Raw genomic sequence first — 13,311 nt, 5'->3', positions numbered from 1 at the left:
TGTGAATCTAAGGGGATAAAACATGCTAAAAAAGCAAGAAACCTACCGAAGCGAAGTTGAATTTATAGACAAAGACCATATCGCTAGTATGTTTATGGCAAATTGTGAGATGAATGAAGTCTATGATGAGAGTGCATATTATATCTTTATAGCAGAACAGGTTTTAGGCAAGGGTGATGACTACTTTAAAAATGAACTCATACAAGCAAGTCTAGCAACAGAAAAAGAGATACAAAGGCAAATACAGGGGGTTTGGGATTGGTTTTATAGCGCTCATCAAAAGTATAATGAAGCTACGAAACAATGGGAATGGTATGATAATGTTAGTGAAGAGGTAAAAAAGGAACGCATAAGGCAAAGAGACGAAAAAATACAAGCAATCCATAACAATAGAGAGAATATATACCAAAATTACCTAAAAAATTACAAAAAAAATAAAATTTTAAGCGATTGGAAAAATATCGGTTATAAAAAGGTGTTTGATTCTACTCTCAAATACCAAAGCACATGGACTTATGATGATGTTTTAAGGTATTTTAAAACGCATGGATTCTCTATAAAACGACAGACTACAATAGAACAGCTAGAAAGCAGTCTTAATGTATGTAAAATAAGGCATATATTACGAAATGACATAATGACTGATGAAGCGATATTACTTGCCCTGCTTGAAATGCAAGAGAGAAAAGACTGGTTTGAGGCAGTAAAAAAAAGAACAGGAGTTTTGGCAAGCATTTATGCTTATTGTAAGTGTTATTGTAGCGGTTGCGACTGCTTTTATCCCGGGCGGACAAGCTGTAACAGGCTGGTTACTTGCCGCACAGATTGTAGGGTATGCAGCAAGTGCTGCAAGTATGATATTATCAGTCTATAATATGATATCTTCAGCTATACAAGAAGAAGAAATGAAAGAGATAACGCAAAAAACAAATGATTTAATGCTAAGGAATATGCCTAAGAGTGGTAACTTTGTAGATACGGCTATAACTAACCCTTATTCTATGTATGCAAATGGTAGATTATGGAAAGAGGGGGCAGCAGGTAGAGAGAGATATGACCAAATGCTGCCACATGAGCCTTATAGGGCATTAGATGATAACTTTAAAGATAGCGATATGTATGATGTGTTGAATAATAAACATGAGAAAAAAGCAGGGGGAGACCAATATTTAAGCAATCTTTATAGTGATGGTAAGTGGGTAAATCCTAGTAGCTTAAAAGCTATATTAAATGGGGCAGTGCCTATATATCTAAGTATGCGAAGTAAGATTGTAGAAGCGTGTTTTAAATGGCTTTCTAAGAATGATTTAGGGACATATTATCTATATGAGAATAACCCTGACGATGATGATGAGTATTTGAATAGATTCTCTAACATAGAGTTTGAGAATGAAAATGATGTAAAAGGATTTACCGCTATTGTATCAACTTATTATATGAATGCAAAGACTAGTGATTTAGGAATACAAGCTACTCAAAATGGCAGACCAATAGATACAATACAAGTAGTTGTAGGCTGTATCCATAGCACAAGCACACAATGGGATAAGGATAATGATAATAAAACAGAGAAAAAGACACACAATATTACAGAACATGCAAATATTACGCTTGTAAAGAGTGAAAAGAAAACACTAAAAGGCAGTGATATAGAACTCTTTTATTTGCGTAAAATGTCTGTGTCAGGTATTGGGTATCATACAAACATAAGGCTTTTTAAGGGTAGTAATTTGGGTGTAGATAGCATACTATTACAAAAAAAGGGAGCGGAAGCTTTTGTAAAGCATGGGGCTAGGATTGTAGATATAAATAAAAGTTATGAATGTGAATATGAAGTATGGAATTATGGGGGAGTGGAAGTAAAATATTATAAGAGTATAAAAGAAATAGGGACAAATAGGGCAGTAGGGATAAAGCAAACAGAGCCTATCGCACAGACTTATAAATGCTGGAAGTGGTTAGTAAGAGAAGAGGCAAAGGCTAAGATACGATTTAAGGCAAGGGAGTATCCTGTTTCCTATACAGAGAAGATATTTATAACAGAAGAGTTAAAAACGCCTTGTGTGCCACATTTTGAGGGGGGGGGGGGAAATATATATAGATATTTTGATAGAAATACTCGTTTTGCATATACAGTTTTAGAATACGATCCAGGCAAGTTGAATAGCATACTAAACAGCTTTATTGCAGTAGCTGATACGCCAAATAGAGACTATGTGGAAGTAACGATATATCATAAAGTCAGTGGTAAAAAACAAGACACTATAACGACTTACTTTGGAATAAATCCATTTTTGAATGCAAAAAGGAATATAACGATGTTTTAGGGGGTTTGCTGTCATTTTGTGAATGCGTAAAAGCATGAAAAATCTTTTTTGCATAGGTTTATAGATGTTTCGCTTACGCTCAACATGACAAGGAAAGGGCAATGCCAAAACTGAATTTTAATAAAGGAATAATAAAATGAAAGATAACAAGTATTTTAAAGAAAGTGAATTTAAATGCAAATGCGGTAAATGCGAATTACCAAAAGGTATGCCAACAGATGAGTTAATCGACACGCTAGTAGAGATTAGAGAGCATTTTAACGCCCCTATTACTATAAATAGTGGTTATAGATGTCCTACGCATAATAAAAATATAGGTGGGGCAAGTAAATCAAGGCATATAGCAGGTGATGCAGTGGATTTTGTAGTAAAAGGCATTCCTACTAAAAAGGTATTCGAACATGTATTAAAAACATATAATGACAAGCCTTTTGGGATTGCAATAAGCATAAATCCTAATGATGAGTTTAGGGGTTTCGTGCATTTAGATACTAGGGGTTATAAGGCTAGATGGAGTTATAATAAAGCAGGTGAAGTGTATTTCGCACAGATTAAAAAGGAATTGAATCTAGCATAGTTTGTGCGTAGCTTTGTGTTTGAAAGGATTAAACCAAAACACCCCCCCCCCCCCCTTTCTGTTACCCCTAGCATGTAACAAAAAGTAAAATAACTAATCAAACTTTAATAAATTCGGTATATAAACACGAAATTAATCAAAATAAGCAATATAATCACTTTAGGCATTTTGCTTCCCTCCTTTCTAGCCGACCGCTAGGAAGTAGGCAAAATCCCCTTATAAAGCCGTTACACTTATAAGGGGGAATGTATTTTAACATGTTTTAACTCTCAAATACTAAATTCTTATTTTTTTAGCCGACATTTTTTAATCATTGCAAATTATGTATAATCTTATTTATTTTTGATATTAAGGTTGTATTATGTTGGGTGTGCTTACAAAAGGTATTAATAAAGTGATGGGTGGTGGTAAATTGACTGCTGGTTTAGATAAGGTAGGCAAGTTTGCAGCACCCGTTCAGGCTGCAACAAGTGTCGTTGGTTTAGGTATGGATATATACAATACCATAGAAGCAAATAAGCAGATGAAAGAGCAAATGGATTTAGCTAGAAAGAGTTTTAACTTAGAGTTAGAAAAGCAGCAAAAATATGAGTTAGCTAATAATCAATTAGCCGCAAGTGTTGATAAGGCTTGGGGTGGTAGTGGTGAAGTAGCCCCTACGATAGATTACTCAAAGTATAGACCAGCAGTGTGGGATTCTGATGAAGATGATAACCTTAAAGAAGTAGATAATCCTGCATTGATACAAGGGGGTGCTGGGCAAGGTATGGTTATGGGTGCTAACTCTAGCACAAAGCCACGAAGTATTGAAGATATGCCACAATCAAGCTTAGGTAATGGCAGTAATGATTCTAATCCTACCACACAAGGTAGTATGCCTACAACTAATGGCACACCTGAAGCAAACTTAGAGGGTAGTGGTAATACCCTTATGCTAGGTAGTGTTGGTATGCCACAAGGATATAGTGATACGATAAATACTGATAACGACTATGAGGAAGATGGGGCTGAAGCTTCTTAATGTCGGCTTTGCTTTTTGTGAATGGATTGCTTTGCAAAGTCTAGCAGCCTTTATGTAAGTTTGCAAAAGGTTTAGATGTTTCGCTGCTGCTCAACATGACAAGGAAAGGCAACATGACAAAAGGAAAAGGCATAATGTTAAGGGAAAATCCAATAAGAAAGGTTTAGTATGGCAAGTTTAACTGATTTAATACAAGATATGATTCAAGCAAATGAAACTACACAGCAAGAATTGCAATCTACAAAGCAGGAATTCAAAGTTTTAAAAGCAGAAGTAGATGAGAAGATTAGCGATGAGAATATCTTAGATATTATGCACGAACAATTCATTAAAGATGAGTATTTCACAAGTGAGAGTTTCTATAGTGATATAGGACAAGCCTTAATCAATAAATATGGCTTAGGCAATCTTATAAACTTAGATAGAAATCAAGTCAATGAAGCGGTAAAAGAGTATCTAGCAAAGAATCTAGATACAAAGGCGGTAACTGAATATATCATGCAAAATTATACAGGGGAAATACGAGATGCAATGATAAGAAGAATACGCATAGAGAGTAAAAGTATCCTTGATAATTATGACTTTTCATTGCAAGTATTACCACGACTTGAAGTGCTATTTAAAGAGTTTGTAAAAAACTATGAATTAACAAGCTATTTAATGAAAAGCACAGCACAGCTATTTGTGGCACAGGAGAGTAATCTAGCGTTTATGCTGGAATATATAGTAGCTAAAGAACTGCTACATAATCCTTGATTGCTTAGATATTCGCCTTTGATTATACATTTAAGAGATTAGGGCTTTTTTATAGTAGTCATTACCACTTAAGGTAACTCCTACTATAAAAAAGCCCTAAAACTCATAAAGCTATAATGCAAATGCTAGAATATGGGTTTATTTGTATGGTTTGCAATATTGCCGCACAGAGAATCTGCTTTGTGCTTGTCATTTTGAGGCTTTAGCCGAAAAATCTTTACTTGTAAAAAGCTAGAGATGTTTCGCTATCGCTCAACATGACAAGGAAAGAGAACATGACAAAGTGGAAACAAAAACAGATTCTAATATTTGAATTATGGCTTTGTAAGCTTTAGCCTTTAAAATAGCTAGGAGTTATCTGTATCGATAATGACTAGCTATTTTAAAGGCTAATCTTATGAATGTATAATCAAAGATGAATATTAATCAAAGAAAGGATTAATACGGAATGAAAACAAATGAAACACATGATAAATTACTACAAAGTCTTAAAGAATCTCTCAATCTCTTACAAGAAAGCTATGATGAGTTTTTAGAAGCAAAAGAGTATTATGAGGGTAATCAATTACCTGATTATATTAAAAGCATACTTGCAAGTAGGGGACAGCCTATACTCTTTGAAAATATGTATGCTTTAATAGGCGAAAAGCTTTTAGGTTATAAACTCAATGCTTCAACAGAGATGAATGCAGTAGGCTTTCAAAAGAAAGATAGAGAAAAAGCACAGATTCTAACAAATATATTAAAAAGCATAACACAAACAAAGGATTATCAAATCAATAAGCAAAAATGCGATTTAGACTTAATGTGTGGAATATGTGCTGCTGAAGTATGGCTTAGTGAGAGTGAAATAGATAATGATTTAAAAATAACAATTAAGCATATACCAATAAATGCTTTATATATTGACCCTTATTCACAAAAAGAAGATGGAAGCGATTGTAAATACTATCATAAAGTGCTATATAACGATAAAGATGATATGATAGAGTTATATGGAAAAAGAGAATATGATATTATAAATAATGTAGGCATGAATGCTTACAGAGAAAGGGTAAGATACTTTGAAAGCTTTGTGCTAAATCCTAAGACACGCAAATATGATAGGTTTATATGGGATAAAACAGGCATTATGCAGACTGATACAAGCATATTTGACTTAAGACATTGCCCTATTGTGATAAGAAAGCTATATGTAGATTCTGCAAATGCCTTTTATGGAATCTTTAGGAATGTAAAACCACACCAAGACTATGTAAATTTTGCAGAAAATAGAATGGCAAATATGCTAGGCTCTCAAAAGATACTCTATGAGATGAGTGCTGTGGATAATGCTGAAGAGTTCAGTAAGCATGTAAGCTTAGATAATGCTGTTGTAGGTGTGAGAGATGGGGCATTAAGTAGCTCTAAAATACAATTTCAAAATCACTCTAATGATGTAGCAAGTCTAAGCTCAAAGAGTAACGAACACAGACAAATAGCAAGAATGCAGGCAGGTTTTAATGATGAAGCATTAGGACAGGTAACAAGTCGTGCTAGTGGTGTAGTCGTGCAACAAAGGACAAATGCAGGGCTTATGGGGATACAGAGATTTTTAACTGCGAGTGATTTATTTGATAAAAGCGTGTTTTCAGTGTGTTTAGAATATATTACTAAATACTTTGATAAGGCACAAGTCTTTAGGATTGTAGAAGAAGATACATTTGAGAATTACTTTGAAATCAATACAAATGACGCTAATAAAATAGAGATAGGAAGCTATGATATAGTGATAGAAACTAAGGCTAAGAATAACTCTACAAGAGAAGAGAGATTTAGTCAATGGGTAGAACTCATTAAGAGTGGATTTGTGCCACAAGAAGCTATGAATGATATATTACCTTTAGTGCTAGATGATTCAGATTCTAGCGTGAGTGCTAAGGTGAGAAAGGTATTAGCTCAAAAAGCAGAAGAAGCGAAAAATAATCCTATGGCACAACAGATGCAACAATTACAAATGCAAATGCAACAACTACAATTACAAGTCTTAAATGCGACTGCTAATAGAGAAGGAAGCTAAGGCTATGAAGTATGAGGCTCAAGCTAAGGCGGATGATATTAAACTACCAAAAGGGGATAAATAAAGAGTGCGTTGTCTTTTGGTCGCTTTTAAGGGAATTATCGCTTTTTGTTTCGGTCATGTATGTATAATACACTCCCTCACAAAAAGCTCAATAACCCTTAAAATCGACTCAAAATATTGCCGCACATAGAATCTGCTTTATGCGATTTGTTTGCAAAACCTTAAACGCAAGGGCATAATCTTAAATTCAAGTTGCTACATATAGAGTCGGCTTTGTGCGATTTGTTTGCAAAAATAAAACTTTGCTTCAATCAATATTCAAATAAAAAGAAATTAGGTAATTAGTAGATATAATCATATTTGAGGTTGCTACTCGAAAGGTTGCAGCCTTTCAGGTAAATTCAAACAGCCTTAAAAAAGGAAGTTTTAATGAAACTCGAATTGCTACTGACAATTCTTAGTTTTATTGTATCTTTTCTAAGCTTAATATTAGCTTTGCTAAAATAAGTTTTAAAAGACTAAACTAAGAAAGCCTACTAAAAAGTAGGGGCAAGGCTTTTACCTTGCTTTAGTTGCAATAAAAAAGATTATTTACTACACTAAAACAATACAACATTAACCGATATTTGTTTTTAATGCGTTTTTCTCTACAATATGGCATTTTATTATGGGAGAAACTATAATGCCTACACAAAACACACAAACACCACAAGACCAAACTCAAACTCAAACTCAAGGGCAGACTGAGGCACAACAAGTAACACCACAAGCACAAAATCAAGTGGCAGATAAAACAACAGGCGATACTTATGTAACAGAGAAAAATCTAGCAGATATTCTTAAGAAGTTAAATCAAAGCTTAGGCGATGAAGCCCTAAAAGAGATTATAGAACAACAAAAAGAAGCCCTAGAACAACTCAATAAAGAGTTTGCCGAGCAATTAAAAGAGAAAAACGACAAGATTGCGGAGTTAGAAAAGCAGATTAATGATTATTATTAAATCAGCCTGTAAATCCTAACGACCCAACACTTGCAGCTACTTTAGTGGATTTAAAAAGGCAGATTGACACATTAAGACAAGAGGCTGCCGCTGAAGCTTTGGAGCAAGACCAAATTAAAGCAGACCTAGAAGCTAATAGTAATGAAGACAGCGTTACTAAACAAGAGATAGAAGCTATTAAAAAGCAGATTGAGGGTTTATAGAATGGCTTAAGCCCTGATTTTATCCTAAATGATATATTAAAAGACCCGATAAAAGCACAAGAGATTATAAAAGAGATTCTAAAAAATCCGCATAATTTTCCGCCTTTTAACTTAAACCCTTTAGTTGATGCAAATAGTGATATATTCGCACAAGTGAGAGAAACACTCAATACTTCAAGGGAGCTTTTAAGGCTTTTAGCTACACTTGATTATGTGAATAATGACTTTCAAGGTGATGTGAATAAGTTTAAAGAAGAGTTAAAACAAGCCTTGCAAGAGATTTTAGATAAAAGAGATGAAGCCCTAAAGCAGTTTGAAACTATTATTACCGCTTTAGAGACTGAAGTAAAAGATATTAAAGCTATTATGCAGACACTCACACAAGAGAGAGAAAAATACGAGCTTTTAAAGCAAGAGACAGAATATTATTATAATGAAACCTTTGCATTATATGCTTTATGTGATGATTATGCTACTTTATGTGCGAATTTAAAGAATGATTGTATTACTTTGCGTGATGATATGAAAGCAATACAGATAGATATTGACGCTATCAAAGAAGAAACAAGAAATTATAGAGACCAAGTAGAGTTTTGGCATACAAGTCTAGTGAATATGGGCTATGATAAATTAGTAGCAAAAGTCAATCAATTAGAAGCCTTAATTAATGCTATGAGGGAAGCTAAAAAGCAGGAAATGCTAGAAGCTATTACACTTTTAGGGGATAGATATAAGGCTGAATTAAAGGAAATATGGCTAGATTATAGGGCATTACTTGCTGGCGACTTTAAAAGTTATACTGCTGAAATGGAATCTCTCTCAAAAGAGATTATAGAATTAATCGATGATAAAAAGTTAGGAGCCTTAGATGAAATCAACATTACGACTTTATCAAGTCTTGCGAGTTTAAATAGTGCTAAACAGATAGCAGTGGATTTGATTAAGCATGTAACAGATGAGGGCATAGAAGAATTAACACAGCATAAGGCTGATTATATTGTAGAATTGCAAGATACTAAAACAGATTCTATAAATAGCATTAATGAAGCATTTGCTGGGGCTGGAAAAACTTTTATGGCTGAAATGGCAAGGCTTAACGCTGAAATATTGGGCATTAAAGGCGAGTTAATAGCCTTTGGTAAAGATTTTAAGACAGAACATTTAGCTTCAAGTCAAACATGGACTGCACCACAAGGGGCAAAAAGGAATTATCTCATATTCTTACAAGGGGGCAGTGGGTATGATAACTCTGCTAATAATGGGGGTATTACTAGCTTTGGAGATTTAAAAAGCGTTCAAGGGGGACTTGGCTCTACTGCTGGAAGGGGAAGTAATGGGGAGTGTGCGTTTTTTGCTGCATGTTTAGATGGGGGGACTAGTGTGAATGTAACGATTGGGGAGGGGAGGAGTAGTGGGTTTGTGAGTATTAGTTATAGTGCGAATAACTAATTTAGTTGTGCGTTTATCTTTTTGCGACTTTTTGCGGATTTGCAAGTGTGGATTTGTTGCTACGCAACTGCATCTGCACTCAAAGCAGGGTCTTACCGCTTAGGTAACTCCCTTCGCTTTTCGTTTGAAAACCGCAAAAATTCATCAAAAATCTTAAACGCATGAGTGGTAACTTTTTAAGTTATCACACGAGAGAGTGAGAATTGCAAAAAAGGAAATAAGAAAATGGAAGTCTTTACCCTACTTTTAGAAATCCGCTCACGACTGCACGATGAATCTATGCAAAAGTGGAATGATACAGAAATACTAGACTGCCTTAACCTTAGCTATGTGAATCTAGCAAGGGTGTTACGACTATTTTTACAACAAAAAGAATATAAGGTAGAAAAAGACTTTATACAAGACTTGCCTACAAACTTTTTAGATGTAAAGAATGTAATAAGAAACAAAAAAGAGATACCAATACTTAGGGCATATCAAGCAAAGCATATAACAAGTGGTGAGTATGTGAGTATTAGTAATGATAAGATTGTGTTTAATCATGCTGGGGATTATGTAATGACTTATTATTGTTATTACAAGATTGTAGATAAGCATGATAGCTTTAATCTGCCACTTATTGCTAATAATGCTTTATTGTTTTATGCAATGTATTTATTATTGCAAAAAAAGCCTAGTCAAAATGCTTTGCAAGAAGTGGGATTTTATAGGGGATTGTATGAGAGTGAGATTAGGGAATTGCAGAGAGATATTTATCGAACGCATGAGAGTAGAATGCTTACTAGTCAATATATTCTCATTTGATTATATATTTAAGAAATTAAAAACAGCCATTGGAATTTATAGTGAAAAAATGATGTATAATTAGAGTGTCCCTTTAAGCGACCAACTTAAAGGGATAGTTTTACTTACTTTCTAGCGGTAAGTTAGAAAGGAGGTAACAATCAATGGGATTGATTAGGCTTATTATACTATTAATTATAATTATTTTAGCATTAGCTAAACCGATTTATTAATATATAGACTAGTTAATTTACTTTTTGTTACATGCTAGAGGTAACAGAGAGGAGGCATTGTTTGATACCACTTTCTTACCCTCTTAACCGACATTTATTCTTTAGCTATTTTTGTATAGTATTTGTTTAAAAATACACAAGGATAAAATATGAATAAAATTCAAGTCTCAACTATTGCTAAACCAAGAGATGAATATACAAGTCAGTTTAAACCAAACACAGAGATAAAGACAGAATGGATACCAAAAAAGCCTAGTGTCTTTAAAACTTTAAAGTTTGAAAATGAGAGTGTAAATCCTAGTGATTATTATGCCCCTGTATGTAAAAGCTATACTGAAAAAGGCATATTTCAAGCTGGAGATAATGGCTGTGTAGTCTTTGTGCTATGTGTTGGGGGACATGGGTATGGGACTGATACAAAAGGCTTTGGCGGTGCGTTTCCTGTAGCTTTTACCAATCCTGTTGGTGGGTGGCAGATACGAACAAACGCAAGTCATGGGGTAGGCAATGGTGTAAATCATAAGTTTGAAGCACATAATAAAAGCTCAACACAAAATAACTACATACACAATCCCCCTGTAAGTGTTGCTAGTCCTTCTACCTTTGGAAGCTATCTTAGCTCTAATGCTGGATTGAGTATAGAAGCAAATACAATAACAAATAAGCAGATTTATAGACAATGGCTCTGCACTGGGTGGGACGGCTGGTGGGCAATAGGGGATAGATATAAAAGGTCATATTGGGCGAATGAAACACAAAATGTAAAACTCTCTAGTGGGGCGTATGATGGGGATTTGTTAGGCACAAGTGGCGAGATTAAATTTGGCGTATTTAAACTTAATCCTAATGAAGTAGTAAATATATCTGTTGGGGAAGGCTTTGTAAAAGGGCATGTAGATATAGTGTATTTTGAATTAAGAAATGGCAATGATGAAGCTATCACTAAACCAAGTCAGCCTAATGATGTAACTGCTGGTATTCCTTTACCTGCACCTACTCCACCACAAGTAACACCAACACCGCCACCGCCATTGCCTTTAACTTTGGGGATAAAACCTGATAAGCTAGAATTAGAAGTAGGGGCTACACAAACAATAGAGATTATCACAAATGCTACAAGTTATACAAGCAATATGCAAGATGATACTATTGCAAGTTTCAATGAAGCTACAAAAGAAATCACTGCAAAGATTCAAGGTGATACTATGCTAACTATTGAGGGCATAAGGGATAATGAGAGTATAAGAAGGGCGGTAGCAATAAAAGTGATTGAAAAACAAGTAATAATCAATCCTACACCGCCAACTACCACACCACCACAAAACACACCTAAGAGTATAAATTTCACAAGTCTTTTACCTAACTTGCAAACAATGAATACAGAACAATTAGCTTATATGTATGTTATAGGCTTTGTATGGCAGGAATTATTTAAAATCGCACAAAATGATAATAATATGACTTTGCTGCATACAACTATCACTGAAAAGAGAAAGAAAGAATTGCAAGATTTATATGATACACAAAGAATAAACTACGCACAAAAGCAAACGCTAATAGGTTATGCCCCTGTTGGCTATCAAATACTCTCTACACATATAAGTGCTTATCCATTCTTACAAAGCAAAGATGAAGCACATTTGCAAACACTAGAGAGCCTTATTATCGAAAAAGAGAGTGTAGAACAAGGCATGACTTTTACGCATGTTTTTAGCGAAGCAGTGGAAAATATGAGTAATGCTGATTTTACAGATAATTTAGAAGTATGGATTAAAGAAGCACAAGGAGTTATAACAAGGACAAGGCTTGAAGACCCTAAACCAAATCAAACACCACAAGGGCTAGACTCTTTAAATGTAGTTTTCTCTAAAAATCCTAATAGCTATATTGCAAGGAATGAAACAGATGATGAGTTAAAGATAGATAGATTTAATTGTGTTTGGGAAGACCCACTAGAGACTGATTATATACATGAATTGTTTTGGTTTATTGTATATGATGAAGCTAAAGTAGGTTTTGATATGCAAAAGGTAAAAGAAACATGGATAACACAAAAAAATCATGCTGGGGATAAGAATGTATCCAATACGCCTGAAAAAAGACAAAATTTTATCAATGTAGGAAATAATATTCAAGTAGGGGCAATAGGGCAGATATTTAGAAAAGCTTACTTTACTGATATGAAAGATGAGCTATTTGAAGCTTATGATGTAGCACCTTATAAGATGAGATTAAAAAAGAGTATCTATCAGTTAAGTAAAGAAGACTTGCTAGAGTTATTTACTAGGGCATGTCAAAAGGTGTATGCGATAAGTAAAACTTAATTTATAGTGAAATTCATCTTTGGCTAGAGATGTAACGCTATCGCTCAACATGACAAGGGAAAAAGCAATGCAAGGTATTAAAGCCTTGCAAGTAAGCAAAACTAGCTTTTTAAGGTTGCATTATGGCTTTAATAGTTTTAGCCTTTAAAATAGCTAGGAGTTATCTAAGCGATAATGACTAGCTATTTTAAAGGCTAATCTCTTAAATGTATAATCAAGATGAAAGCTTTAAACTAACCGACATATACTTAATTTATAAGCTTTGCTATTCTCATGCAAATACTTAAAAAAGGCATTGCATGGGATACATACTCACACCAACACAAGGAGAAAATGATAATAATCTCATTAACAATACACTTGAAAGCTTAAAGACTACAAACCTTTTAAAACAATCACAAGATACTACCATTAATCCTAATCTAAGCACACAGAATACACAAACAACACAATCATTGCAATTACCACCAAAATTACCACAAGGAAAAATCCCACAAATTAACACAGATTCCACAAAAAATACACAAAATCCACAACATAGCAACACACAAAAAAATATCGGACCTGATAGCAATG

The 13,311-nt window shown here is 34.3% G+C and carries 12 protein-coding genes; all 12 read left to right on the top strand.

The window, feature by feature from the left end:
- Positions 1 to 737: 737 nt before the first annotated feature.
- Positions 738 to 2,327, top strand: coding sequence for a hypothetical protein (locus tag T368_RS0106530; protein WP_138160884.1), 1,590 nt, complete (start codon positions 738 to 740; stop codon positions 2,325 to 2,327).
- A 136-nt stretch (positions 2,328 to 2,463) separates the two neighbouring features.
- A complete protein-coding gene (locus tag T368_RS0106525; RefSeq protein ID WP_004089080.1) occupies positions 2,464 to 2,904 on the top strand; it encodes a D-Ala-D-Ala carboxypeptidase family metallohydrolase in 441 nt (146 codons plus the stop codon).
- A gap of 361 nt (positions 2,905 to 3,265) precedes the next feature.
- Positions 3,266 to 3,925, top strand: a complete 660-nt coding sequence (locus T368_RS0106520) for a hypothetical protein (RefSeq protein ID WP_004089077.1) — start codon at positions 3,266 to 3,268, stop codon at positions 3,923 to 3,925.
- 168 nt (positions 3,926 to 4,093) lie between these two features.
- Positions 4,094 to 4,681: a hypothetical protein gene (locus tag T368_RS0106515; RefSeq protein WP_004089074.1), complete on the top strand. Its 588-nt coding sequence runs from the start codon at positions 4,094 to 4,096 to the stop codon at positions 4,679 to 4,681.
- Positions 4,682 to 5,129: 448 nt separating this feature from the next.
- Positions 5,130 to 6,740, top strand: coding sequence for a portal protein (locus T368_RS0106510; protein ID WP_004089071.1), 1,611 nt, complete (start codon positions 5,130 to 5,132; stop codon positions 6,738 to 6,740).
- A 670-nt stretch (positions 6,741 to 7,410) separates the two neighbouring features.
- Positions 7,411 to 7,743 (top strand): hypothetical protein, encoded by a 333-nt coding sequence (locus tag T368_RS13470; protein ID WP_034567004.1) that lies wholly within the window; start codon positions 7,411 to 7,413, stop codon positions 7,741 to 7,743.
- Between the two features lie 44 nt (positions 7,744 to 7,787).
- Entirely contained in the window at positions 7,788 to 7,946 is a 159-nt protein-coding gene (locus T368_RS15460; RefSeq protein ID WP_155116667.1) for a hypothetical protein, read from the top strand.
- 153 nt (positions 7,947 to 8,099) lie between these two features.
- A complete protein-coding gene (locus tag T368_RS0106495; protein WP_004089066.1) occupies positions 8,100 to 9,395 on the top strand; it encodes a coiled-coil domain-containing protein in 1,296 nt (431 codons plus the stop codon).
- 225 nt (positions 9,396 to 9,620) lie between these two features.
- On the top strand, positions 9,621 to 10,199 hold the full coding sequence (locus tag T368_RS0106490; RefSeq protein ID WP_004089064.1) for a phage adaptor protein: 579 nt from the start codon (positions 9,621 to 9,623) through the stop codon (positions 10,197 to 10,199).
- A gap of 361 nt (positions 10,200 to 10,560) precedes the next feature.
- The gene (locus T368_RS0106485) at positions 10,561 to 12,735 is read left to right on the top strand and encodes a hypothetical protein (protein WP_004089058.1); all 2,175 of its coding nucleotides are present in this window, start codon (positions 10,561 to 10,563) and stop codon (positions 12,733 to 12,735) included.
- A 19-nt stretch (positions 12,736 to 12,754) separates the two neighbouring features.
- Positions 12,755 to 12,883, top strand: a complete 129-nt coding sequence (locus tag T368_RS17140; RefSeq protein WP_268902598.1) for a hypothetical protein — start codon at positions 12,755 to 12,757, stop codon at positions 12,881 to 12,883.
- 151 nt (positions 12,884 to 13,034) lie between these two features.
- On the top strand, positions 13,035 to 13,311 hold a 277-nt coding region (locus T368_RS13465), incomplete at its 3' end, for a hypothetical protein (RefSeq protein ID WP_034595171.1).

It is taken from the genome of Helicobacter bilis ATCC 51630 (assembly GCF_000686565.1).
In the GTDB taxonomy this organism is placed as follows: domain Bacteria; phylum Campylobacterota; class Campylobacteria; order Campylobacterales; family Helicobacteraceae; genus Helicobacter_A; species Helicobacter_A bilis.
The sequence above is the reverse complement of the archived record's forward strand: the minus strand, read 5'-3'. Positions and strand labels throughout refer to the sequence as shown.